Source organism: Pseudomonas oligotrophica, from assembly GCF_021726475.1.
Lineage (GTDB): Bacteria > Pseudomonadota > Gammaproteobacteria > Pseudomonadales > Pseudomonadaceae > Stutzerimonas > Stutzerimonas oligotrophica.
Genome location: NZ_JAKJRU010000001.1, coordinates 453,029 through 477,825 on the forward strand (window position 1 = coordinate 453,029; position 24,797 = coordinate 477,825).

Here is a 24,797-nt window from a genome sequence, read left to right on the forward strand (position 1 = left end):
CTTGCAATTTCGTCTAGCGGAGTGAGCGATGGGAATCGACCCAGTCGTACTGTTCTTTGTCTTCGGCCTGCTGGCTGGGCTCGTCAAGAGCGAGCTGAAACTGCCACCGGCGCTCTACGAGACGCTGTCCATCGTGCTGTTGCTGGCCATCGGCCTGCACGGCGGCGTGGAACTGGCCGAACAGGCCAGCGCCGCGCTGCTCGGCCAGTCGCTGCTGGTGCTGGGGCTGGGCATCGTGCTGCCGGTGATCGCCTTCGGCCTGCTGCGCGGGCTGCGCTTCGACCGCATCAACGCGGCGGCGGTGGCCGCGCACTACGGCTCGGTCAGCGCCGGTACCTTCGCCGTGGTGGTCGCCTACCTGGTGGCGCGCGAGGTGTTCTTCGAAAGCTACATGCCGCTGTTCGTGGCGATCCTCGAGATCCCGGCGATCCTGGTCGGCATCCTCCTGGCCAAGGGCGTGTCGAAGGACACCGACTGGAAGGAGCTGGGCCGCGAGATCTTCCTCGGCAAGAGCATCATGCTGCTGCTCGGCGGCCTGGTGATCGGCGCGATCGCCGGCAAGGAGGCGATCAAGCCGCTGGAGCCGCTGTACACCAGCATGTTCAAGCCGGTGCTGGCGTTCTTCCTGCTGGAGATGGGCCTGATCGCTTCCGGCCAGCTCGGTTCGCTCAAGCGCTATGGCATCAAGCTCGCCGCCTTCGCGCTGCTCATGCCGCTGCTCGGCGCGCTGGTCGGCGCGCTGCTGGCGCGTTTCATGGGGCTGTCGCTGGGCGGCACGGCGATGCTCGCCACGCTGTCGGCCAGCGCCTCCTACATCGCGGTGCCGGCGGCGATGCGCCTGGCGGTGCCGGAAGCCAACCCGTCGCTGTCGCTGACCGCGTCGCTCGGCATCACCTTCCCGTTCAACATCCTGATCGGCATCCCGCTGTACCTGGCCCTGGCCGAACAGCTGATCGCCTGGGGGTTCTGACATGCCCGTCCATACCCGCACCCTGCTCACCGTGATCTGCGAAGCCGCCCTGGAACACAAGCTGGAGGTCGACCTGCAGGCCCTCGGCGCGCCCGGCTGGACGCTGTCGGACGCCCGCGGCAGCGGCAGCCGCGGCGTGCGCAGCGCCGGCTGGGACACCGAGGGCAACATCCGCCTGGAGGTGATCTGCAGCCGCGAGATCGCCGAGCGCATCGCCGAGCACCTGGCCCAGCGCTACTACGAGAACTTCGCCATGGTCTGCTACCTGGCCGAGGTCGAGGTGCTGCGCCCGGAGAAGTTCTGAGTCGCCTGTGATGGCCGGCGGACCCAGGGCGTCCACTTGCAGAACCAGGACCGATGGAGCTGCCTGATGCAAGCCCTGCTTGAAGAAATACTCGACGAGGTGCGCCCGCTGCTCGGCCGCGGGCGCGTCGCCGACTACATCCCGGCGCTGGCCGACGTGGCGCCCGACCAGCTGGGCATCGCCGTGTGCAGCGCCGAGGGCGAGCTGTTCGCGGCCGGCGACGCGCGCACGCCGTTCTCGATCCAGAGCATCTCCAAGGTGTTCAGCCTGGTGCAGGCCATCGGCCACCGCGGCGAGTCGCTGTGGGAGCGCCTCGGCCACGAGCCCTCGGGGCAGCCGTTCAATTCGCTGGTGCAGCTGGAGTTCGAGCGCGGCCGGCCGCGCAACCCGTTCATCAACGCCGGCGCCCTGGTGATCTGCGACATCAACCAGTCGCGCTTCGCCACCCCGGAGATCTCGCTGCGCGACTTCGTCCGCCACCTGTCCGGCAACCCGCACGTCGTCTCGGATGCGCGGGTGGCCGAGTCCGAGTACCAGCACCGGGCGCGCAACGCGGCGATGGCCTACCTGATGCAGGCCTTCGGCAACTTCCACAACGACGTCGAGGCGGTGCTGCGCAGCTATTTCCACCACTGCGCGCTGCGCATGAACTGCATCGACCTGGCCCGCGCCTTCGGCTTCCTCGCCCGCGACGGGCACTGCCTGCAGAGCGGCGAGGCGGTGCTCACGCCGCGCCAGGCGCGCCAGGTCAACGCGATCATGGCCACCAGCGGCCTGTACGACGAGGCCGGCAACTTCGCCTACCGGGTCGGCCTGCCGGGCAAGAGCGGCGTCGGTGGCGGCATCGTCGCGGTGGTGCCGGGGCGCTTCAGCGTCTGCGTCTGGTCACCGGAACTCAACGCCGCCGGCAACTCGCTGATCGGCATGGCGGCGCTGGAGGCGCTGTCGCAGCGCATCGACTGGTCGGTCTTCTGATGCACGCGGTGTCCGGCCGTGCCGCCGCCGCGTCCCACCCTTTTGAATGAAGTCCTTGGAGAAACGAACATGAGCGATGACAAGACGAGCGAAACCGCGCAGCAGGCCCTCGACGCCATCGTCGGCGGGGTCAAGCGCTTTCGCGAGGAGGTCTATCCGCAACAGCGCGAGCTGTTCGAGAAGCTTGCCTTCGAGCAGAAGCCGCGGGCGATGTTCATCACCTGCGCCGACTCGCGGATCATTCCCGAGCTGATCACCCAGAGCTCGCCGGGCGACCTGTTCGTCACCCGCAACGTCGGCAACGTGGTGCCGCCCTACGGGCAGATGCTCGGCGGCGTCTCCACCGCGATCGAGTTCGCCGTGGTGGCGCTCGGCGTGCAGCACATCATCATCTGCGGGCATTCGGACTGCGGCGCGATGAAGGCGGTGCTCGACCCGGCCCCGCTGCAGCGCATGCCCACGGTCAAGGCCTGGCTGCGCCACGCCGAGGTCGCCCGGCACGTGGTGGAGGAGAACTGCGGCTGCGCCAACGAGCACACCCTGGGCATCCTCACCGAGGAGAACGTGGTCGCCCAGCTCGACCACCTGCGCACCCACCCGTCGGTCGCTGCGCGCCTGGCCAGCGGCCAGCTGTTCATCCACGGCTGGGTCTACAACATCGGCACCAGCGAGATCCGCGCCTATGATGCGCAGGCCGGCGCTTTCCGCCTGATCGGTGACGGCCCGCTGCCGATGGCCACGCCGCGCCCGCGCTACCAGCTGCGCGGCTGAGCCAGGCGGACGCTCAGTCCGCCAGTTCGCCGCACAGGTCGCGGGCGAACAGGCGTTCGACCTCGGCCTGGGGCAGGCCCGCGCCGAGCAGGGCGAACAGCTTGCCCAGCGCGGCCTCGCGGGTCATGCCGCCGCCGTTGACCACGCCGGCCTGGCGCAGGCGGCTGCCGGTGGCATAGACGCCGAACTCGACGTGCCCGGCCGGGCACTGGCTGATCGCCGCCAGCACCACGCCGCGGCGATGGGCCGCCTCCAGCGCCGCGATGAAGGCGGCATCGCCCGATGGCCCGGTACCGCTGCCGTAGCATTCGAGCAGCAGCGCCTCGACGTCACCGGCCAGCAGCGCCTCGACCTGCGCCGCGCCGACCCCCGGATACAGCGGCAGCAGCGCCACCGCGGCGTTGCGCCGTGGCGTGCGGTAGTCCGGTGCGAGCGCGGCGGCCGGTGCCGCCAGCCGCGGGCGAGCGGCCTCGGCGAAGGCATCGAAGGCCTCGCTGCGCAGCTTGCTGACCCGCGCGCCGTGCAGCAGCGCGCCGTTGAAGTACAGCTGCACGCCCTGCACCAGACCGGCCTGCAGCGCGCGCATGGCGCCGAACAGGTTCGGCCAGGCGTCGCTGTTCGCGGCGCCGGCCGGGCGCATGGAGCCGGTCAGCAGCACCGGCGCCGGCAGGCCGAGCAGCAGGAACGACAGGGCCGCCGCGCTGTAGGCCAGGGTGTCGGTGCCGTGCAGCAGCAGCACGGCGTCACAGCCGTCGTGCTCGACCGCCGCGCGGATGATTTCGGCCATCTGCAGCCAGTGGCGCGGCTGCATGTCGGCGCTGTCCAGCGGCGGCAGCATCTCGCGGAACGTCCAGTCCGGCAGGGGCGCGCGTTCCTCGGCCTGGCGCTCGCGCAGCCGCGCCTCGAAACCGGAGGCGGGCATCAGCCCGCTGGCGCTCTGCTGCATGCCGATGGTGCCGCCGGTATAGAGCACCAGCAGCCGTTGGGGAGAATGCTTCACGCGCAGTCCTCACTCGCGCGGCGCAGGGCCGCAGGGTTGGGAAGGGGGCTTGGCGCAAGGCCGTTGCCGCTCCGGCGCGGCGCGCGCGAAGCGGAACAGACCCTAGCGGTTTTCCTGGCCGGGGCCAAGGCGAGCGGCGGCCCGGCAGGCTGCCCGGCGCAGGCGCCGGGCATGACGGGCTCAGCAGGCCCGGGCCGGTGCGGCCGAGGCGTTGGTCGGACGGCTGGCGGCGGCATCCACGGCCGGCCAGGCGGCCGGATCGAGGTCCAGGTCGGCATACTGCTGCGGGTCGAGCACGGGCTGCTCGATGCCGGCGCGGATCTGGCTGTCATAGTCGCGCATCAGGCGCAGGCCGACCTTGAACAGCAGGGTCACCGCGACCAGGTTGGCGATCGCCAGCAGGCCCATGGTGACGTCGGCGAAGGCGAACACCGTGCCCAGGTCCTGCACCGAGCCCCAGAGCACCAGGCCGACCACCAGCACGCGATAAACCATGACCGGCGAGCGCTTCTCGGTGAAGAAGCCCAGGGCGTTCTCGCCGAGGTAGTAGTTGTAGATCAGCGTGGTGAAGACGAACAGCAGCAGTGCGATGGTGACGAACACCCGGCCCCACTCGCCGACCACACTGGCCACCGCGCTCTGGGTCAGTACCACGCCGGCCTGCTCCATGCCCGGCTGGTAGACGCCCGAGAGCAGGATGATCAGCGCGGTGCAGCTGCACAGGATGATGGTGTCGATGAACACCGACAGCGACTGCACGATGCCCTGCGCCACCGGGTGCTTGACTTCGGCCACCGCGGCGACGTTCGGCGCGCTGCCCAGGCCTGCCTCGTTGGAGAACAGGCCGCGCTTGACGCCCATCAGGATCGCCGCGCCGATGCCGCCGGCGAAGGCCGGCTCCAGGCCGAAGGCGCTCTTGACGATCAGCGCCAGGGTGTCGGGGATCGCGCCGAAGTTGCTGCCGATGACGAACAGCGCCATGGCCAGGTAGGAGAAGGCCATCACCGGGACCAGCACGTCGGCCCACTTGGCGATGCGGCGGATGCCACCGAAGATGATCATGCCGATCACCGCGGTCAGCAGCACGCCGCTGGCCAGGGTCGGCACGCCGAAGGTGTCATGCAGCGAGCTGGCCACGGTGAAGGACTGCACCGCGTTGAAGCCGAAGCCGAAGGTCACCAGCAGCAGGATCGAGACGACGATGCCCAGCCAGCGCTGGCCGAGGCCGTGCTGGATGTAGAACGCCGGGCCGCCGCGGTAGGTGCCGTCCGGCTCGCGGCGCTTGTACAGCTGCGCCAGGGAGCACTCGAAGTAGCTGGTCGCCATCCCCACGAGGGCGACGATCCACATCCAGAAGATCGCGCCCGGGCCGCCGAGCATGATCGCCACCGAGACGCCGGCGATGTTGCCGGCGCCGACGCGGCCGGCCACCGAGAGCATCAGGGCCTGGAAGGAGGAGAGCTGGCCGGGCTGGCGTTCGAAGGCATGGGCGAAGATGCTGAACATGCTGCCGAAGTAGCGGAACTGGACGAAGCCCGAGCGGATGGTGAAGAGCAGACCCAGGCCGATCAGCATCACGATCAGCACCTTGCTCCAGATGAGGTCATTCAATAGGTCGAGCATGGCAATGTTCACCTTTTTGTCTTTGTTGTGTGCAGGGCCCGAGGTGGCGGGCCGCGCGAGGCTGCGATGGTCGACCAGCGACGGCACGCCGGACAATTTCGCAGCTGGCCGCGAAGTGACGCGACCTGATGCTATAGTGGCGTCACTTGCGCCAGTTCTGCCGAGCCCGCCATGACCTCCCACCTCGCCGAAAACCTCAAGCTGCTGTGCTGCCACTACCGCTCGATCGCCGAGGTCTGCCGGCGCCTGGCGATCAACCGCGCACAGTTCAACAAGTACCTGGGCGGGCAGAGCCGGCCGACGCCGTACAACCTCAAGCGCATCGGCGACTTCTTCGGTGTCGAGGGCTACGAGCTGGAGCTGCCGCCCGAGCAGTTCGCCCAGCTGGTCGGCGCGCGCCACCCGGAAGTACAGGCCGGGCCGCGCACCGATCCGCTGCTGGCGCTGCTGCAGCCGCTGCGCGAGCACGCCGCCAGCCTGGCGCGCTACTGCGGCTACTACTTCGAATACGCCAACTGCATGTCGGTGCCCGGCAGCGTGCTGGTCTCGCTGGTGCAGCTGCGCGAGGAGGGCGGTCAGTTCCTGTTCGAGCGCCAGGAGCGCCAGGAGCGCGCCAGCCCGACCCGCGGCCAGGCCGAGGACTGGGTGCGCTGCCGCTACCTGGGCGCGGCGTTCGGCCTGCAGGACCGGCTGTTCCTGATCGACTACGAGTCGCTGACGCTCAACGAGATGAGCCAGACCATCCTCATTCCCAGCTTCAAGAGCCGCATCACCCGGCTCAACGGGCTGAAGACCGGGGTCTCCTCCGGCGACCGCCGCACCCCGGCCTGCACCCGCGTGGTCTGGGAATACCTGGGCAAGGAGATCAACCGCGTCAGCGCCTATCGCCAGGTGATGCTCTACGCCCCGGACGACCCGCGCATCGACGCCGAGATCCGTGAGCGCCTGGCGACGCCGCACGTGGAGAGCGGGCTGTTCCAGATCGAATAGCCCGCCGCTGCGTCACTCCTTGTTGCTGCTGTCGTACACCGCGCGGTCGAGTTCCTGCTCGCTGCGCCCGACCAGCGTGGTGGTCATCAGGTCGCCGGCGACGTTCACCGTGGTGCGCGCCATGTCGAGGATGCGGTCGATCCCGGCGATCAGCGCCACGCCTTCCAGCGGCAGGCCGGCGGCGCTGAGCACCAGGCCGAGCATGATCAGCCCGGCGCCGGGGATGCCGGCGGTGCCGATGGAGGCCAGCGTCGCGGTGAGGATGATCATCGCGTACTGGCCGGCGCCCAGCTCGATGCCGAAGGCCTGGGCGATGAACAGCGCCAGCACGCCCTGGTAGATCGCCGTGCCGTCCATGTTGATGGTGGCGCCCACCGGTAGCACGAAGCCGGCCACGCCTTCGGACACGCCGAGGTTCTTGCGTGCACATTCGATGGACACCGGCAGCGTGCCGGAGCTGCTCGAGGTGCTGAAGGCCACCGCCAGCGCCGGCGCGATGCCCTGGAAGAAACGCAGCGGATTGAGCCGCCCGAGCAGGCCGAGCAGCCCGCCGTAGACCAGCAGCACATGGGTGATGCTGGCGAGGTAGATCACCCCGATCACGCCGGCCAGCGGCAGCAGCACCTCGGCGCCGTGGCTGCCGACCACGCCGGCGGTCAGGGCGAACACGCCGATCGGCGCGACGCGCATCACCAGGTCGGTGAGCTTGTAGAAGGTCTCGGCCAGCGCATCGAACAGGCGCACCGCGGGCGCCGCGCGTTCGCCGACCAGGTTGATGCTCACGCCCAGGGCGATGGCGAAGACGATGATCTGCAGGATGTTGCCCTCGGCAAAGGCAGTGACCGGGTTGGCCGGCACCAGGCCGACCAGGATCGACACCAGCGAGGGCGCCTGCTTGGCCTGCTCATTGCCACTGGCGAGCATGTTCATCCCTTCGCCCGGGCTGAACAGCGCGCCGAACAGCAGGCCGATGCTCACCGCGAAGGCGGTGGTCACCAGGTAGATGGCGATGGTTTTCAGGCTGATGCGGCCGAGCTTGGCGCTGTCGTGCATCGAGGTGATGCCGGCCACCAGCGAGACGAACACCAGCGGCACGATGAGCATCTTGATCGCATTGAGGAACAGCGTACCGATCGGCGCCAGTGTCTGCGCGCCTTCACCGAAGGCCATGCCGGCGGCGGCGCCGAGGGCCAGGCCGAGAAGGATCTGCTGCCAGAGCGGCAGGCGGACGAGCAGGCGCAGGGGTGCGGAGAGGGTGGTACTCGGGGTCATGGGGCTTCCTGTTTGTTTTTATTGTGCGAACGGGCCGCACGCGCGGCCCGGCAAGCGAGCGCCCGGCGGCTGGCCGGGCGCAGAGGGGGGTCACACCGCCAGCGGGATCTGCCGCGGCGCGACCATGTTTTCCGGGCGCAGGATGTCGGCCAGCATGGCGTCGTCGAGCAGGCGCTCCTCGCGCACCAGCTCCAGCACGCCGCGGCCGCTGAGCAGCGCCTCGCGGGCGATGCGGGTGCTGTTCTCGTAGCCGATGTAGGGATTCAGCGCGGTGATCAGGCCGATGGAGTTCTCCACCAGCTCGCGGCAGCGCGCCTCGTTGGCGGTGATGCCCTCGATGCAGTGTTCGCGCAGCATGTCCATGGCGCGCTGCAGCAGGCGGATCGAGTCGAACAGCTTGTAGGCGATCAGCGGCTCCATCACGTTGAGCTGCAACTGGCCGCCCTCGGCGGCGAAGGTCAGCGCCATGTCGTTGCCGATCACCTCGAAGGCGACCTGGTTGACCGCCTCGGGGATCACCGGGTTGACCTTGCCCGGCATGATCGAGCTGCCCGGCTGGCGCGGCGGCAGGTTGATCTCGTTGAAGCCGGTGCGCGGGCCGCTGGAGAGCAGGCGCAGGTCGCTGCAGATCTTCGACAGCTTCACCGCCAGGCGCTTGAGCATGCCGGAGAACAGCACGAAGGAGCCCATGTCCGAGGTGGCCTCGATCAGGTCGGCGGCCGGGCGCAGCGGCTGGCCGCTGATCTCGGCCAGGCGCTGCACGGCGATGGCCTGGTAGCGCGGGTCGGCGTTGATGCCGGTGCCGATCGCGGTGCCGCCGAGGTTGACCTCCAGCAGCAGCTCGGGGGCGAAGCGGCGCAGGTGGCCGAGGTCCTCGCCGAGGGTGGTGGCGAAGGCTTGGAACTCCTGGCCGAGGGTCATCGGCACGGCGTCCTGCAGCTGCGTGCGGCCCATCTTCAGCACCTGGGCGAATTCCTCGCCCTTGCCGGCGAAGGCCTGGATCAGGCTGTCGAGGCTGGCCAGCAGGGTGTCGTGGCCGAGCAGCAGGCCGAGGCGGATCGCCGTCGGGTAGGCGTCGTTGGTCGACTGCGCCATGTTCACGTCGTTGTTCGGGTGCAGGTAGCGGTACTCGCCCTTGACGTGGCCCATGGCCTCCAGGCCCAGGTTGGCGATCACCTCGTTGGCATTCATGTTGGTCGAGGTGCCGGCGCCGCCCTGGATCATGTCGACCACGAACTGCTCGTGGAACTCGCCGCGGATCAGCCGTGCGCAGGCCTGGCTGATGGCCTCGTGCTTGGCCGGGCTGAGGTAGCCCAGCTCGCGGTTGGCGTCGGCCGCGGCCTGCTTGACCATCGCCAGCGCGGTGACCAGCTTGGGGTAGTGCGACAGCGGCACGCCGGACAGGCGGAAGTTGTTCACCGCGCGCAGCGTCTGGATGCCGTAGTAGGCGTCGGCGGGGACCGGGAGGGTGCCGAGGAGGTCGTATTCGATACGCGATGATGCAGATTCGGACATGATGTTTGCTTGGCCTTTCTTGCCAGGTGGTGGGCTTGGACGGCTTAAAATTAAGGCTTCAGCCCCATGCGTGGCCAATGCCGTTGCTTGCTGCCCCATGCAGGAACGGCATAATGTCGGCGTGACTCACCGATGCCGGCAAGCGTGTGGAGGGCTGCCTTGAACCTGGAAACCAAATGGCTGGAGGATTTCATCGCCCTGGCCGCGACCCACAGCTTTTCCCAGGCGGCGCAGCGCCGCCACGTCACCCAGCCGGCCTTCAGCCGGCGCATCCGCTCGCTGGAGGAGGCCCTCGGCCTGACCCTGGTCGACCGCAGCTGCACGCCGGTACAGCTGAGCGAGGCCGGGCAGCTGTTCCTGGTCACCGCGCGCAGCCTGGTCGAGCAGCTCGGCGACGTGGTGCGCCATCTGCATCACCTCGAAGGCCAGCAGGGCGAGGTGCTGCAGGTGGCCGCCGCGCATTCGCTGGCGCTGGGCTTCTTCCCCGGCTGGGTCGCCGGGCTGCGCCAGGAGGGCCTGAACCTGGCGACCCGCCTGGTCGCGGCGAACGTCGGCGATGCGGTGCACCTGCTGCGCGAGGGCGGCTGCGACCTGATCGTCGCCTACTACGACCCCGATGCCGCGCTGCAGTTGGACCCGGAGCTGTTTCCCTCGCTGCACCTGGGGCGCACCGAGATGCTGCCGGTCTGCGCGGTCGGCGCCGACGGCCAGGCGCTGTTCGACATCGACAGCGGCCAGACGGTGCCGCTGCTGGCCTACAGCGCCGGCGCCTTCCTCGGTCGCTCGGTGAACCTGCTGCTGCGCCAGCGCGCACTGCGCTCGACCATCGTCTACGAGACGGCCATGGCCGACAGCCTGAAGAGCATGGCGCTGCAGGGCCTGGGCATCGCCTGGGTGCCCAGGCTGTCGGCGCAGCGCGAACTGGAACGCGGCGAACTGGTGGTCTGCGGCGGCGAACAGTGGCGGGTGCCGCTGGAGATCCGCCTGTATCGCTGCGCGCTGATGCGCAAGGCTGCCGTGCGCTTGCTCTGGCGGCGCCTGGACGAGCGTTCCAGAGCGGCTGCGCCGGCCTGAGCGGAGCGCGCGCAGAAACGGCGATCCGCTAAAAGCGGCGAACGACGGGAAACAGCCGGCGCAGGGCGGCGTTCAGGGCGAACTTGGTTCGTGTTACAAAAAAACCAGCGTGTTGGGCAACTTTCGTTTCGCCTGCTGTCTTAGCTGAGCATTCCATGCCATGGCCAGGCCGGACTCAGCCAAGGAAAGACCGTCGTGAACCCCAAACTCGATCCGGCCGGCACCCGCCCGGGGCCGGCCTCCCCTGCGCTCGAGGGGCCTGTCGGAGCGGCGACGCTCCAGCAGGCGTTCGAGCAACTCGCTGCGACTTTCGCCGACTGTCCAGCCGTGCTCTCCACGCGCTTCGATCCCCTCGACTTCCGCGGCCTGCAGCGTTTCATCGAAACCACCCGCGGCCAGTTGCGCCAGGCAGGCCTGGGCCGCGACGCGCGCATCGGCGTGCTGCTGCCCGAGCCGGCCCAGGCGGCGGTAGCGATCACCGCGGTCGCCTGTTCGGCGGTCGCCGTGCCGCTCGATCCACGGCTCGGCCCGGTGGAGCTGGCGCAGTTCCTCCAGCAACTGCCGCTCGACGCCATGCTGGTCGAGGCTGACGGCGCGGCCGAGGCGCATGCCGCCGCACGCCGCCATGGCCTGATGCTGATCGAGGCCGAGCCGGCCGAGGACGGCACCCCGACGCTGCAGCTGACGCTGCCCGGCGCGCGCCAGCCGGTCGCCGACGAGCCGCCGCGGGCCGATGCGCCGGCGTTCATCCTGCGCAGCTCGGGGACCACCGCGCTGCCCAAGCTGATCCCGTTCAGCCATCGCAACATGCTCACCGCCGCGCACAAGTGGCAGCAATGGTTCGGCCTGGATGCCGGCAACCGCTGCCTGTGCGTCTCGGCGCCCTACTATTCGCATGGCCTGAAGGTGACCATCCTGACGCCGCTGCTCAGCGGCGGCAGCGTCGCCTTCCCGCTGAGTCCGGCGGTGGTCGACCTGCACGAATGGTTCGAGACGCTGCAGCCGACCTGGTACTCGGCCGGCCCGGCGCTGCACCGTGCCATCCTCGAGGCCGGTCGCACGCATCCGCATGACCTGGCCCGGCACCGGCTGCAGTTCGCCTCGTCGGGAGGTGCGCCGCTGGGCCAGGACATCCTCGACGACTTCGAGCGGGTGCTCGGCTGCAAGCTGCTGGAGCACTACGGCTCCAGCGAGGCCGCGCAGATCGCGGTCAACACGCCGCTGCCGGGCGAACATCGTGCCGGCAGCGTCGGCCGGCCGTGGCCGGGCACCCTGAGCATCGTCGACGAGGCCGGCCAGCCGGTGACGCCCGGCGCGCGCGGCGAGATTCGGGTGCGCGGCGCCACCGTCATGTCCGGCTACCTGGGCAACGAGGCGCTCAATGCCGAGGTGCTGCGCGACGGCTGGTTCCACACCGGCGACATCGGCAGCCTCGACGAGGACGGCTTCCTGCACCTGCACGGGCGCCTGCGCGAGGTGATCAACCGCGGCGGCGAGAAGGTCAGCCTGCCGGAGGTCGACGGCGCGCTGCTGCGCCATCCGGCGGTGCTCGAGGCCGCCGCCTTTGCGGTGCCGCACCCGCGCCTCGGCCAGGACGTCGCCGCCGCGGTGGTGCTGCGCCCCGGTGCCACGGCCACCTCCGCCGAGCTGCAGCAGTTCCTGCATGGCGAGCTGGTCTACTTCAAGGTGCCGCGACGCGTACAGGTGATCGACGAACTGCCGCGCGGCCTGACCGGCAAGGTGCTGCGCCACCGGCTGGCCGAGCAGTACCTCGCCGAGCGCGACGCGCGTGCCCGCGCCGCGGTCGAGGCCGAGGTCGACGAAGGCTCGACACCGCTGGAGCAGGAGGTGCTGGCGCTCTGGCGGCGGCTGCTGAAAACCGATGCGGTCGGCCTCGACGACAATTTCCTCGACGCCGGCGGCGACTCGCTGCTGGCCACCGAGATGCTCGCCGAACTGGAGCAGCGCCTGGGCCGGGTGATTCCCGAGTCGCTGCTGATCAGCGCCGAGACCGCGCGCGATTTGGCCACCCAGCTGGAATACCTGGCCTCGCACGACATCCCGGTGATCGATTTCAACCCGCAGCCCGGGCGCGCCACGCTGTTCTGGTTCCACGGCGACTTCGCCCACGGCGGTTACTACATCCGCCGCCTGGCGCGCCTGCTCGGGCCGCAGCAGCCGCTGAGCGCGATCGCGCCGCACGGCATGGCCAGCGAGGCGATCCCCGCCTCGGTGGAGGCGATGGCCCGCGAGCGCCTGCCGCTGATCCTCGAGCGCCAGCCCCACGGGCCCTATCGCATCGGCGGCTACTGCAACGGCGCGCTGGTGGCCTTCGAGGCTGCGCGCCTGTTGATCGAGGCCGGCGAGCAGGTCGAGATCGTCGCGCTGATCGACCCGCCGACGGCCAACGTGCGGCCCTGGTCGCGGGCGATCCTGCGCACGCTCGACCGCTGCCTGCCCGATGCCAGCCTGGCGCGGGCCTACGAGGCGCTCAGCCGTTTCGGCGAGACCAGCAAGTGGCCGTACCCCAAGCGCCTGGCCAACCTCGCCGGCAAGCTCGGCAGCAAGGGCGCCCTGTGGCTCAGGCAGCGCCTGGCCGGGCAGGCGCCGGAGCCGCCGTCGGCGCGCGATCGCGAGGTCCACGCGCGCTTCCTGCGCTACTCGCTGGTGATGGCGCGCTACCTGCCGCAGCCGATCGCTGCGCCGGTGGTCTACTTCTCGGCGGACTACACCAGCCGGGCCTGGCGCAACATGGGCGAGCGCTTCGAGAGCTACGACGTGCAAGGCGGCCACCACCGCTGCGTGAAGGACTACACCGCCTCGATCGCCACGCCGCTGCGTGCGCTGCTCGAGGAATCCACCGGCGCATCCGGCCCCACCGGGCTGATGCCCCTGGCCAAACCGGCCGAACAGGACACGGCAGTGCCGCGGTGATCCCGCGGATTGCCCACGGAACCCACGAGGTTGCGCTGTTAAGGAGCAACGGATGAAACGCTCGATCGCCACCGTGTCGCTCAGCGGCACCCTGCCGGAGAAGCTGGAGGCGGCCGCCGCGGCCGGCTTCGACGGCATCGAATTGTTCGAAAACGACCTGCTCTACCACTCCGGCAGCCCGGCGGACATCCGCCGGCGCTGCGCGGACCTGGGCCTGGCAGTCACGCTGTTCCAGCCGTTCCGCGACTTCGAGGGTTGCCCGCGCGAGCGCCTGGCGCGCAACCTCGAGCGCGCCGAACGCAAGTTCGACCTGATGCAGGAGCTGGGCTGCGAACTGATGCTGCTGTGCAGCAACGTGCAGGCCGATGCGCTGGGTGAACGCGAGATCCTCGCCGGCGACCTCGCGCTGATCGCCGAGCGCGCCGGTGCGCGGGGCCTGCGGGTGGGCTACGAGGCGCTGGCCTGGGGTCGCCAGGTGAAGACCTGGCGGCAGGTGTGGGAGTTGGTGCGCGCGGTCGACCACCCGGCGCTGGGGGTAATCCTCGACAGCTTCCACACCCTGGCCCTGCGCGACGATCCCGGCGGTATCGCCGATATTCCCGGCGAGAAGATCTTCTTCGTGCAACTCGCCGATGCGCCGCTGCTGGCAATGGACGTGCTCGACTGGAGCCGGCATTTCCGCTGTTTCCCGGGGCAGGGCGAGTTCGACCTGGCCGGCTTCCTCGCCCCGGTGCTGGCGGCCGGCTACCGCGGGCCGCTGTCGCTGGAGGTGTTCAACGACAGCTTCCGCGCCGCCCCGCCGCGCGGCATCGCCGCCGACGGCCTGCGCGCACTGCAGTATCTGGAGGAGCGCACGCGGCTGCGCCTGGCCGCGGGCGAACCGCGTGACGGCCTGGCGCAGCCGCTGTTCGCACCGCCGCCGGCAGCCCGCTACGACGGCATCGAGTTCCTCGAGTTCGCCGTCGACGAGGCGCATGCCGCGCGGCTCGGCGAATGGTTGCAGCGCCTCGGCTTCGCCCGCGCCGGGCGGCACCGCTCCAAGGACGTGCTGCTCTACCGCCAGGGTGACATCAACATCGTGATCAACGCCGAGCCCTATTCGTTCGCCCACAACTACTACCTCGCCCATGGCCCCTCGGTGTGCGCCATGGCGCTCAAGGTCGACCGCGAGGCGCCGAGCCTGGCGCGCGCCTGTGCCTTCGGCGGCCAGCCCTACCGCGGGCTGATCGGGCCGAACGAGCGACAGGTGCCGGCGGTGCGCGCACCGGATGGCAGCCTGATCTACCTGGTCGAGCCGGGGGCGCCGGGGCAGGGGCTGTATGAGGTCGATTTCCGCCTGGATGGCGAGGCGTGCCCGGACGGCGCACTGCAGCGCATCGACCACATGGCCACGGCGCTGCCGGCCGACAGCCTGGCCAGCTGGGTGCTGTTCTACCGCAGCCTGTTCGACTTCGAGGCCGGCGACGAGCTGCTGGTGCCCGATCCCTACGGCCTGATGAAGTGCCGCGCGGTGCGCAGCGCCTGCGGCCGGGTGCGCCTGCCGCTGAACACCTCGCAGGACCGCAACACGGTGATCGCCCAGGCGCTGTCGAGCTACCGTGGCGCCGGCGTGCACCATGTCGCCTTCGCCTGCGACGACATCTTCGCCGAGGTGGCGCGGGCCCAGGCCGCCGGCGTGCCGCTGCTGGAGATCCCGCGCAACTACTACGACGACCTGGCGGCGCGCTTCGATTTCGACGAGGCGATGCTCGCCGACCTGGCGCGCTACAACGTGCTCTACGACCGCGACCCGGCTGGCGGCGAGCTGTTCCACGTCTACACCGAGCCGTTCGCCGGGCGCTTCTTCTTCGAGATCCTCCAGCGTCGCGGCGGCTACGATGGCTACGGCACGGCCAACGTCGCCGTGCGCCTGGCGGCCATGGCCAAGCGCGCCCGGATGCTGGCGGCCGGGGGTGTCGAACCGGCTGCGGCCTGATGTCCCAGGGGCGCTGCCGGCCGCGCGGAGCGGGGCTGGCAGCGGTGCCCGGGCGATCAGCGGAGGCTGCGCCTGGCTGGCTACGTGCTATCATCGCGCGCTTTCGCCAGATCTCCTCTTAGCGACCCTGCAACGCGCTGGAGCAAGTCGTGCCCACCCATAGCCCTCTCGGCCTGCGTCAATGGATCTGGCGCGCCTTCGTGCAGAGCGCACTGATTCCGCTGGTGCTGGTGGAAACGGTGCTGATCGCCGTCTACCTGCTGACCAACAACGCGATCCGCGACGCCCAGGTCGAACACCTGCGCGCCACCGCGCTGAGCGACCTGATGTCCTCGGCCAACCTCGAATCGCGGGTCATCGACGAGCAACTTGGCCAGGTCGCGGGGCTGACCGAGCTGTATCGCAACCTCACCGCCCAGGCCCTCGAACAGGCGCCGCCGCAGCGCCGCCCCGCGCTGGCCCTGAGCCCCGATGGCGTGCGCTACACCCCTCGCGACGATGGCCATGCCGCGGTGTTCTACGCCAACTCCACGCCGGCCGAGCGCCAGGACCTGGACAAGGTCGCCCGCCTGGCGCGGCTCGATCCGCTGATGCAGGAGCTGCAGGCCGGCAACCCGCTGGTGGCCAGCCTGTATTTCAACAGCTGGGACAGCCTCAACCACATCTACCCCTGGTTCCTCACGCCGGACCAGTACCCGCACGACATGGTCATCCCCGACTACAACTTCTATTACCTGGCCGACGCCCAGCACAACCCGTCGCGCCAGGTGGTCTGGACCGACGTCTACCTCGACCCGGCCGGCCACGGCTGGATGATGTCGGCGATCGCGCCGCTGTACCGCGGCGACTTCCTCGAGGGGGTCAACGGCATCGACATCACCGTCAGCGGCATCCTCGAGCAGATCGGCCAGCTGCACGTGCCGTGGAACGGCTACGCGATGCTGGTCAGCCGCGACCTCAACATCATGGCCCTGCCGCAGCCGGGCGAGGCCGACTTCGGCCTCAGCGAGCTGACCGACCATTCCTACGACGAGGCCGTGCGCCGCGAGATCTTCAAGCCCGAGGACTTCAACCTCGAGCGCCGCGCGCAGACCCGCGAGCTGGCCCGGGCCATCGCCGCGCAGCCCTCCGGCGTGCTGCGCGTCGAGCTTGGCGGGCGGCCGCATCTGGTGGCCTGGAGCACCGTGGAGCAGACCGGCTGGCACCTGCTGGCGGTGGTCGACGAGGCCCAGGTATTCGCCCAGACCAACCTGCTGGCGGCGCGCTACCAGCAGATCGGCTACCTGCTGATCGGCGGCCTGGTGCTGTTCTACCTGGTGTTCTTCGCCTTCATGTGGGGCCGTGCGCGCCAGCTCAGCCAGGCGCTGCTGGCGCCGATGCACGGCGTCTCGCGGATGATGGGCGAGATCGGCCTGGGCCACTGGCGGCCGCAGCCGATCCAGGCCGAGATCCGCGAACTGGACGAAATGGCCCAGCACACCCTGGCCATCGGCACCCAGCTCGAACGCAGCGAGGCGCAGCGGGCGCAGGCCCAGCAGCGCCTGGACCTGGCCCTGGAAAGCGCCACCGAGAGCCTCTGGGAAAATGACCTGCGCAGCGGCATGGTGCGCCTGCGTGGCCGCCTGGTGCAGCGCTTCGGGCTGCCGGCCTCGAGCCTGAGCGAGGCCGAATTCCTCCAGCGGGTGCATCCGGACGACCTACCCGGTATCCGCGACGAGCTGCAGCGCGCCTCGTGCGGCAAGATGATCCGCTACGAGACCGAGTTCCGCTTCGCCGACGCCCAGGGCGAGTACCACTGGCTGCTCAGCCGCGGGCGCATCCTCGAGCGCGACCCGCAGACCGGCGCCGCGCTGCTGATCGTCGGCACCCACGTCGACATCGATGCGCTCAAGCGGGTCGAGGCCGAGCTGCGGGTGGCCTCGGACGAGGCCAACGCGGCCAGCGCGGCCAAGACCCGGCTGATCTCCAGCATCAGCCACGAGCTGCGCACGCCGCTCAACGCCATCCTCGGCTTCGCCCAGCTGATGCGCATGGAGCACCCGGAGAGCGAGCGCTCCGATGCCGCCGACTACCTCGACGAGATCCTCCTCGCCAGCCGCCACCTCAACCAGCTGCTGGGCGACGTGCTGGACTGGTCCGACCTGCAGCAGGAAAAGCCGCGGCTGAACCTCGGCCCGGTGGAGATCGGCGGCCTGATGCGCGGCTGCGCCGAGCTGGTGGCGCTGGACGTGCGCCGCCACGGCCTGCGCCTGGAGCTGGACCTGCCGGAAAGCGAGCTGCAGGTCGTCGCCGAGCCGCGCCGCCTGCGCCAGGTGCTGCTCAACCTGCTGTCCAACGCGATCAAGTACAACACCGCCGACGGCCAGGTCACCCTGAGCTACGAGCGGCTCGGCAACCGCGTGCGCCTGCTGGTCGAGGACACCGGACTGGGCATCGAGCCGGCGCTGCAGCAGCAGCTGTTCGAACCCTTCCAGCGCCTGGGCCGCGAGAACTCGGCGATCCAGGGCAGCGGCCTCGGCCTGTCACTGTGCCAGGAGCTGGCCGCGCTGATGGGCGGGCGCATGGGCCTGCGCAGCGAGCCGGGTATCGGCAGCAGCTTCTGGATCGAGCTGCCGATGGTGCTGCGCCCTGGCGAGGCGGGCGACGACGCGCCGCCGCACATCTTCTACGCCGAGGACGACGCGGCCAGCCAGCTGCTGGTGCGCCGGGCCCTCGGCGACCTGGCCCAGGTCAGCGTGGTCGGCAATGGCCGCGTCGCCCTGGAGCGCACGCTGGCCTGCACGCCGCAGCTGTTGTTGCTGGATCTCGATCTGCCCGGCCTGGACGGCGCCGAGGTGCTGCGCCAGCTGCGCCAGCATGCGCAGACCCGCCAGCTGCCGGTGCTGGTGCTCAGCGCCGGCGCCGACGACCCGCGCCTGCTCGGGCTCGAATGCCAGGGTCTGCTGCGCAAGCCGCTGGACCTGGGCGAACTACGCGCGCTGGTGCGCGCCCTGCTCGAGCGAGGCCACGCCGGTGTTCGCTGAAAACCTGCGCGACCTGACCGTGGTGGTCATCGACGACATCCGCGCCAACCTGCGCCTGCTGCAGGCCAGCCTGCGCGCCTTCGGCATGCGCCAGGTGGTCGGCTTCTCCGACCCGGCCGAGGGCCTCGCCTGGCTGCGCGACAACTCCTGGGACCTGCTGCTGCTCGACCTCGACATGCCGCAGCCCAACGGCTTCGAGGTGCTCCGGCAGCTCGCCGACCGCGACCCGAGCTGCTCGCCGGTGATCATCGTCACCGCCCTCGGCGACGTCGAGAACCGCCGCCAGGGCCTGGAGCTGGGCGCCGACGACTACGTCAGCAAGCCGCTGGACCTCACCGAGCTGATGCTGCGCGTGCGCAGCAAGCTGCAGCTGGCCCACGCCAGCCGGGCGCTGCGCCAGGAGCGCGCGCAGCTCGAGGACAAGGTCGCCAGCCGCACCGAGCAGCTGCGCAGCAGCTACGAATCGCTGATCCGCAGCCTGACCCTGGCGGCGACCTTCCGCGACAACGAGACCGGCAACCACATCCTGCGCATCGGCGAATCGGCGGCGCTGTTCGCCGGCGCGCTGGGCCAGGCCGCCGAGGCGGTCGAGCTGATCCGCCTGGCCGCGCCGATGCACGACATCGGCAAGATCGGCATCCCGGACCAGATCCTGCTCAAGCCCGGACGACTGAGCGACGACGAGCGGCAGACCATGAACCGCCACCCGGGCATCGGCCACGAGATACTCACCACGGCCGGCCAGTCGCCGCTGCTGGCACTCGCCGCCGAGATCGCCCTGCATCACCACGAGAAGTGGGACGGCAGCGGCTACCCCGCGGGGCTGGCCGGCACGGCGATCCCGCTGTCGGCGCGCATCGTCGCGCTGTGCGATGTCTACGATGCGCTGCGCACCGCGCGGCCGTACAAGCCGGCCTGGTCGGCCGAGCGCGCCCAGGGCTACCTGCGCGAGCAGGCCGGGCTGCATTTCGATCCCGAACTGGTCACGCTGTTCGGCACGCTGGCCGGGCCGATCGAGGCGCTGCTGCAACGCCTGCCGGACGACCCGGTCGAAGGTGCCGGGGATCGCGAGCCGCGCGGCTAGGCGCTATACTGCGCGGCCCCTCGAAGCGGCAGCCGCTGCCGCTTCTGACTTTCCGGGTCGCGCCATCCAGCGATCCGCATAACGATGCGCCCCCGGGCGCCCGACGAGAGGCACGACGATGAGCGCACTGGTAGGCGTGATCATGGGCTCCAAGTCCGACTGGTCCACCCTGAGCCACACCGCCGAGATGCTGGAAAAGCTGGGCATCCCCCACGAGGTGACGGTGGTTTCCGCGCACCGCACCCCCGACCTGCTCTTCCAGTACGCCGAACAGGCCGAAGCCCGTGGCCTGCGCGTGATCATCGCCGGTGCCGGCGGGGCCGCCCACCTGCCGGGCATGTGCGCGGCCAAGACCCACCTGCCGGTGCTTGGCGTGCCGGTGCAGTCCTCGATGCTCTCGGGCGTCGACTCGCTGCTGTCGATCGTGCAGATGCCCGCCGGCGTGCCGGTCGCCACCCTGGCCATCGGCAAGGCCGGCGCGGTCAACGCCGCGCTGCTCTCGGCGAGCATCCTCGGCCACGAATTCCCCGAGTACCACGCCGCACTCAAGGCGTTCCGCGAGGAGCAGACCCGCACGGTGCTCGACAACCCGGACCCGCGTCAGGCCTGAGCCGCCCGGCTGGCCATTGCAATCAGGTGCAAACCATGAAAATCGGTGTGATCGGTGGCGGCCAGCTGGGCCGCATGCTGGCTCTGGCGGGCACTCCGCTGGGCATGACCTTCGCCTTCCTCGACCCGGCGCCGGACGCCTGTGCCGCGGCGCTCGGCGAACACCTGCGCGCCGACTACGACGACAAGGACCACCTGCGCCGGCTGGCCGACGAGGTCGACCTGGTGACCTTCGAATTCGAGAGCGTGCCGGCCGAGACCGTGGCCTTCCTCTCGCAGTTCGTGCCGGTCTACCCGAGCGCCGAGTCGCTGCGCATCGCCCGTGACCGCTGGTTCGAGAAGTCGATGTTCCGCGAACTCGGCATCCCCACGCCGGAATTTGCCGACATCCAGTCGCAGGCCGACCTGGATGCCGCGGCGGCCGCCATCGGCCTGCCGGCGGTGCTCAAGACCCGCACCCTGGGCTACGACGGCAAGGGCCAGAAGGTCCTGCGCACGGCGGCCGACGTCGCCGGCGCCTTCGCCGAGCTGGGCAGCGTGCCGTGCATCCTCGAGGGCTTCGTGCCGTTCAGCGGCGAGGTCTCGCTGGTCGCGGTGCGCGGCCGCGACGGCGAGACCGCGTTCTATCCGCTGGTGCACAACAGCCACGAGGCCGGCATCCTGCGACTGTCGGTGGCCAGCAGCAACCATCCGCTGCAGCAGCTCGCCGAGGACTACGTCGGCCGCGTGCTGGCCAAGCTCGACTACGTCGGCGTGCTGGCCTTCGAGTTCTTCGAGGTCGACGGCGGCCTGAAGGCCAACGAGATCGCCCCACGCGTGCACAACTCCGGGCACTGGACCATCGAAGGCGCCGAGTGCAGCCAGTTCGAGAACCACCTGCGCGCGGTGGCCGGCCTGCCGCTGGGCTCGACCGCCAAGCTCGGCGAGAGCGCCATGCTCAACTTCATCGGCAGCGTGCCGGCGGTGGACAAGGTGATCGCCATCGAGGACTGCCACCTGCACCACTACGGCAAGGCCTTCAAGGCCGGCCGCAAGGTCGGCCACGCCACCCTGCGCTGTCCGGATCGCGCCACCCTCGACCGGCAGATCACCGCGGTCGAATCGCTGATCGAGCGCGGCTGAGGCACCGGCAGCGAGGCTTCGCGGTTGATTCTTGTCGCTCCGGTCGTCCGGCCCACGACGCTCGCCGTCGAACTGCCGGCGGCGGGGCGGGGTCCACTGGTTACCTACCTTTCGGACCTTGGAGGCTCACCATGGGCATCATCGCGACCATCATCATCGGCCTGATCGTCGGCCTGATCGCACGCTTTCTGAAACCCGGCGACGACAGCATGGGCTGGATCATGACCATCCTGCTCGGCATCGGCGGCTCGCTGCTGGCGACCTACGGCGGCCAGGCGCTGGGCCTCTACGAGGCGGGCGAGGGCGCCGGCTTTATCGGCGCGGTGGTCGGTGCGATCATCCTGCTGGTGATCTACGGCATGGTGACCCGCCGTAAGCACTGACCCTGCCGGGGCCGCTCCCGGCGGCCCCGTTTCCCCGACTCCCTGCCTGCCATGCCCCGACTCTTCGCTGCCGTTCTATTCTGCTTCGCCACCCTGGCCCTGGCCGCCCCGCCGGCCGAACTCGACTGGCTGGAGCTGATGCCTGCCGCCGACCGCAAGGCCCTCGAGGAAATGCCGGAGATCGCCCACGATTCACCGGAGAACGCCGGCTTCAGCGATGCCGGCGGACTCAAGCAGGGCGCCGGCCTGCCCGAGGTGATGTACTCGGCCAACACGGTGGCGGCGCTCGACGGCCGGCGGATCCGCCTCGGCGGCTACCCGGTGCCGCTGGAAAGTGACGCGGCCGGGCGCAGCACCGAGTTCTTCCTGGTGCCCTACCCGGGTGCCTGCATCCACGTGCCGCCGCCGCCGCCGAACCAGATCGTGCTGGTGCGTTTCGCCAAGGGCATCGACCTGGCCGACATCTACGCGCCGCTGTGGGTCGACGGCCCGCTGCGCATCGAGCCGGTGAGCAATGACCTCGCCGATGCCGCCTACGCCATCGACGCCGAGGCGGTGCTACCGATCGACGAAGCGGACCTGGAGTAGCCGGCATGGCGCTGGACCAGGCCCTGCGCCAGCGCTTTCGTCAGCTCGCCGGGGCGACAGAGGGCATCGACCGGGCGGTCTATGCGCAGCATGGCCGCGACCCGCTGGAGCCGATCATCGGCCTGGGCGCGGCGGATGCGCCGATCGCCTTCTTCGGCCGCGACCCCGGGCGCGAGGAGGTGCGCCACGGCGAGCCCTTCGTCGGTGCCGGCGGGCAGCTGGTGCGGCGCGCCCTGCATCGGCATCGCTACGGCAGCGAACCGGCGGATTTCGCCGCCGCGCTGGCGGTCGGCCGGCGCTTCTTCTGGCTCAACACGGTGCCCTACAAGCCGCTGGGCAACCGCGCCTGGTCGATGGCGGTCAAGCGGCGCTTCCAGCCACTGGTGCGCGAGCTGCTGCTGGCACACTGGCGGGGCCGCGAGGTCATCACCCTCGGCCGCGAGGCGTTCTTCTGGTTCGGCATCGACCAGCCACGCGAGGTGCGCCAGCGGCTGGAAGCCTTCTGGGCTGACGACAGCCGCTTCGCGCGCAGCCTGGCATTCAGGCTGGAGGATGCGCAGGGCAACGGCCGCGAGCTGGTCCTGCACCCGCTGCCGCACCCGTCGCCGCGCAACCTGGCCTGGTACCGGCGCTTCGCCGAGCTGCTCGAGGCCCGGTTGGCGGCGCTGGACGGCGCGCCGCCAGCGGGCTGAGGCGGCTCAGAACTCCAGGCAGATCTTGCCGAAGTGGCGGTTGCTTTCCTGGTAGCGGAAGGCCTCGCAGATCTCCTCCAGGGCGAAGCGGCGGTCGATCACCGGGCGCAGGCCGTTGGCGTCGATGGCGCGGACCATCGCCTGCTGCTGGGTGCGGCTGCCGACCAGCACCGCCTGCAGGCGCAGCTGGCGGACCAGCGCCTCGACCAGCGGCAGCTCGCCGCCGACTCCGGTGAGGATGCCGATCACCGAGATGTGTCCGCCGATGCGGGTGGCGGTCATCGACTGGGCCAAGGTCGCCGGGCCGCCGACCTCGATCACGTGGTCGACGCCGCGGCCGTCGGTCAGCTCGCGTACGCGCTCGCCCCAGTTCGGCGTGCTGCGGTAGTTGATCAGCTGCGCCGCGCCGAGCTCGGCCATGCGTTCCAGCTTGGCGTCGCTGGAGGAGGTGGCGATCACCGTGGCGCCGGCCATGCGGGCGAACTGCAGGGCGAAGATCGACACGCCGCCGCTGCCCTGTACCAAGACCGTCTCGCCGGGCTTGAGCGCGCCGTCGACCATCAGCGCGCGCCAGGCGGTCAGCCCGGCGGTGGTCAGGGTCGCCGCCTCGGCGTGGCTCCAGCCCCGCGGCGCGCGGGTAAAGGCGGTGGCCGGCGCGGTCACCTGCTTGCGGGCGTAGCCGTCGATGCCGTCGCCGGGCACGCGGGCGAAGCCCTCGACGCAGGGTTCGCCGTCCAGCCAGTCGGGGAAGAAGGTGCTGACCACCGCGTCGCCGACCTTGAATTCGCTGACACCGGGGCCGACCGCGATGACTTCGCCGGCGCCGTCGGCCATGGGGATGCGCGGCTCGCTCGGGCCCCACATGCCGCTGACTACGGCGAAGTCGTGGTAGTTGAGCGAGTTGGCGTGCAGCCGCACGCTGATTTCGCCGGGCCCCGGCTGGGCGGCCTGGTGGCTGCCGACCACGACCTTGTCGTAGCCGCCTCCGGCTTGTACGTAGATGGCTTTGCTCATGCTTGCTTCCTGTCGGGCGCGGCACGGGACCGCGCGGGGTGGTTGTCAGAGCTGTCGCCGGCGCCCCGTCACCATCGACAGCAGGAGGTTCTCGCGCAGGCGCAGGCTTTCCACCAGCGCCGCCAGCAGGTGCACCAGCACCAGGCCGAGCAGGGCGTCGGCGAACAGGGCGTGCAGCTGCTCGGGCCCGTCGAGGCCCCAGAAGTAGTCGATCTCTTCCATGAGAAAGCCGGTGACGCCGAGGCCGAGCATCAGCAGCATCATCAGGATCATCACCAGCGCGCCGATCGGCGAGTGGCCCAGGCGGTGGTAGGGCTGGCGGCGCAGCAGCGCGCCGCAGTGCGCGGCCAGGCGCGCGCGGGTCGGCCAGAAGTCCGTCCAGCGCGCCGCCGGCGTGCCGACGAACCCCCACACCAGGCGGATCGCCAGCCAGGCCACGGCGTAGTAGCCGAGCCAGCGATGCCAGGCTTCGCCTTCTTCGGTGAAGAAGTAGTTGGCGACGAAGCTGCCCGCCAGCGACCAGTGGAACAGGCGCACCAGCGGGTCCCAGAGGGTGAGGGTGGCGGGCTTCATGTCAGTCGTCGATCTCGGTCTTGACCGCGTTGCCGCTCACCGGGTCGAAGTAGATCTCGACCTTCTGCTTGTCCTTGTTCCAGCCGTAGATCTCGTAGCAGTTGCCGTCGGTGACCTTGAACTTCTTGATCTCGTAGCCCTGGGCCTTGAGGTCCTGCTGGAATTTCTCCTGGTCCTGCCACTGCGCCTTGTCGGCGGTGGTGCATTCGGGGCCGGCGAGGGCCAGCGGGCTGGCCAGGGCCAGGGAAAGCAGAAGCAGCTTGCGCATGGGTGTGTCCTCTTCTTGATGGTGGTCGAGCGCATGCC

General features: G+C 70.1%; 22 protein-coding genes. 15 read left to right on the top strand and 7 right to left on the bottom strand.

Annotated elements, in window-relative coordinates:
- Positions 1-28 precede the first annotated feature (28 nt).
- The 4 genes from L3N39_RS02135 to L3N39_RS02150 all read left to right on the top strand — a co-directional run bounded on the left by L3N39_RS02135 (position 29) and on the right by L3N39_RS02150 (position 3,020).
- On the top strand, positions 29-970 hold the full coding sequence (locus tag L3N39_RS02135; RefSeq protein ID WP_237255553.1) for a sodium-dependent bicarbonate transport family permease: 942 nt from the start codon (positions 29-31) through the stop codon (positions 968-970).
- 1 nt (position 971) lies between these two features.
- The gene (locus L3N39_RS02140) at positions 972-1,274 is read left to right on the top strand and encodes a P-II family nitrogen regulator (RefSeq protein ID WP_061340320.1); all 303 of its coding nucleotides are present in this window, start codon (positions 972-974) and stop codon (positions 1,272-1,274) included.
- A 66-nt stretch (positions 1,275-1,340) separates the two neighbouring features.
- Entirely contained in the window at positions 1,341-2,249 is a 909-nt protein-coding gene (gene glsB, locus L3N39_RS02145; protein WP_237255554.1) for a glutaminase B, read from the top strand.
- Positions 2,250-2,318: 69 nt separating this feature from the next.
- On the top strand, positions 2,319-3,020 hold the full coding sequence (locus L3N39_RS02150) for a carbonic anhydrase (RefSeq protein ID WP_237255555.1): 702 nt from the start codon (positions 2,319-2,321) through the stop codon (positions 3,018-3,020).
- 13 nt (positions 3,021-3,033) lie between these two features.
- Here L3N39_RS02150 and L3N39_RS02155 read toward each other — a convergent pair whose 3' ends face one another.
- Together L3N39_RS02155 and L3N39_RS02160 are read right to left on the bottom strand one after the other, a co-directional pair.
- Complete coding sequence (locus L3N39_RS02155) at positions 3,034-4,020, bottom strand: asparaginase (protein ID WP_237255556.1); 987 nt, start codon at positions 4,018-4,020, stop codon at positions 3,034-3,036.
- Positions 4,021-4,200: 180 nt separating this feature from the next.
- Positions 4,201-5,643: an alanine/glycine:cation symporter family protein gene (locus L3N39_RS02160; protein WP_237255557.1), complete on the bottom strand. Its 1,443-nt coding sequence runs from the start codon at positions 5,641-5,643 to the stop codon at positions 4,201-4,203.
- A 171-nt stretch (positions 5,644-5,814) separates the two neighbouring features.
- Between L3N39_RS02160 and L3N39_RS02165 the strand changes: the two genes are divergently transcribed.
- Entirely contained in the window at positions 5,815-6,633 is an 819-nt protein-coding gene (locus L3N39_RS02165; RefSeq protein WP_237255558.1) for a helix-turn-helix domain-containing protein, read from the top strand.
- A gap of 12 nt (positions 6,634-6,645) precedes the next feature.
- Here L3N39_RS02165 and L3N39_RS02170 read toward each other — a convergent pair whose 3' ends face one another.
- Entirely contained in the window at positions 6,646-7,905 is a 1,260-nt protein-coding gene (locus L3N39_RS02170) for a dicarboxylate/amino acid:cation symporter (RefSeq protein WP_237255559.1), read from the bottom strand.
- A 90-nt stretch (positions 7,906-7,995) separates the two neighbouring features.
- Positions 7,996-9,420: an aspartate ammonia-lyase gene (locus tag L3N39_RS02175; RefSeq protein WP_237255560.1), complete on the bottom strand. Its 1,425-nt coding sequence runs from the start codon at positions 9,418-9,420 to the stop codon at positions 7,996-7,998.
- Between the two features lie 159 nt (positions 9,421-9,579).
- Between L3N39_RS02175 and L3N39_RS02180 the strand changes: the two genes are divergently transcribed.
- From L3N39_RS02180 to L3N39_RS02225, 10 genes are all read left to right on the top strand, one after another.
- Positions 9,580-10,494: a LysR substrate-binding domain-containing protein gene (locus tag L3N39_RS02180; protein WP_237255561.1), complete on the top strand. Its 915-nt coding sequence runs from the start codon at positions 9,580-9,582 to the stop codon at positions 10,492-10,494.
- Between the two features lie 195 nt (positions 10,495-10,689).
- Complete coding sequence (locus L3N39_RS02185; RefSeq protein ID WP_237255562.1) at positions 10,690-13,428, top strand: AMP-binding protein; 2,739 nt, start codon at positions 10,690-10,692, stop codon at positions 13,426-13,428.
- 52 nt (positions 13,429-13,480) lie between these two features.
- The gene (locus L3N39_RS02190; protein ID WP_237255563.1) at positions 13,481-15,403 is read left to right on the top strand and encodes a bifunctional sugar phosphate isomerase/epimerase/4-hydroxyphenylpyruvate dioxygenase family protein; all 1,923 of its coding nucleotides are present in this window, start codon (positions 13,481-13,483) and stop codon (positions 15,401-15,403) included.
- Positions 15,404-15,552: 149 nt separating this feature from the next.
- On the top strand, positions 15,553-18,426 hold the full coding sequence (locus tag L3N39_RS02195) for an ATP-binding protein (protein WP_237255564.1): 2,874 nt from the start codon (positions 15,553-15,555) through the stop codon (positions 18,424-18,426).
- Positions 18,416-19,510, top strand: coding sequence for a response regulator (locus tag L3N39_RS02200; protein WP_237255565.1), 1,095 nt, complete (start codon positions 18,416-18,418; stop codon positions 19,508-19,510). The genes L3N39_RS02195 and L3N39_RS02200 overlap by 11 nt, the downstream gene beginning before the upstream one ends.
- Before the next feature lie 118 nt (positions 19,511-19,628).
- Positions 19,629-20,120 (top strand): 5-(carboxyamino)imidazole ribonucleotide mutase, encoded by a 492-nt coding sequence (gene purE, locus L3N39_RS02205; protein ID WP_237255566.1) that lies wholly within the window; start codon positions 19,629-19,631, stop codon positions 20,118-20,120.
- 35 nt (positions 20,121-20,155) lie between these two features.
- The gene (locus tag L3N39_RS02210; protein WP_237255567.1) at positions 20,156-21,241 is read left to right on the top strand and encodes a 5-(carboxyamino)imidazole ribonucleotide synthase; all 1,086 of its coding nucleotides are present in this window, start codon (positions 20,156-20,158) and stop codon (positions 21,239-21,241) included.
- Positions 21,242-21,372: 131 nt separating this feature from the next.
- Positions 21,373-21,624 (top strand): GlsB/YeaQ/YmgE family stress response membrane protein, encoded by a 252-nt coding sequence (locus L3N39_RS02215; protein WP_237255568.1) that lies wholly within the window; start codon positions 21,373-21,375, stop codon positions 21,622-21,624.
- A gap of 51 nt (positions 21,625-21,675) precedes the next feature.
- Positions 21,676-22,212 carry a DUF3299 domain-containing protein gene (locus L3N39_RS02220; RefSeq protein WP_237255569.1) on the top strand — a complete coding sequence of 179 codons (537 nt, stop codon included), beginning with the start codon at positions 21,676-21,678 and terminating at the stop codon, positions 22,210-22,212.
- Between the two features lie 5 nt (positions 22,213-22,217).
- Positions 22,218-22,904, top strand: coding sequence for a uracil-DNA glycosylase family protein (locus tag L3N39_RS02225; RefSeq protein WP_237255570.1), 687 nt, complete (start codon positions 22,218-22,220; stop codon positions 22,902-22,904).
- 6 nt (positions 22,905-22,910) lie between these two features.
- On the opposite strand, the gene L3N39_RS02230 is transcribed toward L3N39_RS02225, so the two are convergent.
- From L3N39_RS02230 to L3N39_RS02240, 3 genes are read right to left on the bottom strand one after another with little or no spacing between them, the layout of a single operon-like run.
- Positions 22,911-23,918 (bottom strand): zinc-dependent alcohol dehydrogenase family protein, encoded by a 1,008-nt coding sequence (locus L3N39_RS02230; RefSeq protein ID WP_237255571.1) that lies wholly within the window; start codon positions 23,916-23,918, stop codon positions 22,911-22,913.
- Positions 23,919-23,963: 45 nt separating this feature from the next.
- Complete coding sequence (locus tag L3N39_RS02235) at positions 23,964-24,491, bottom strand: cytochrome b/b6 domain-containing protein (protein WP_237255572.1); 528 nt, start codon at positions 24,489-24,491, stop codon at positions 23,964-23,966.
- A gap of 1 nt (position 24,492) precedes the next feature.
- On the bottom strand, positions 24,493-24,759 hold the full coding sequence (locus L3N39_RS02240) for a PepSY domain-containing protein (RefSeq protein ID WP_237255573.1): 267 nt from the start codon (positions 24,757-24,759) through the stop codon (positions 24,493-24,495).
- Positions 24,760-24,797: the final 38 nt, after the last annotated feature.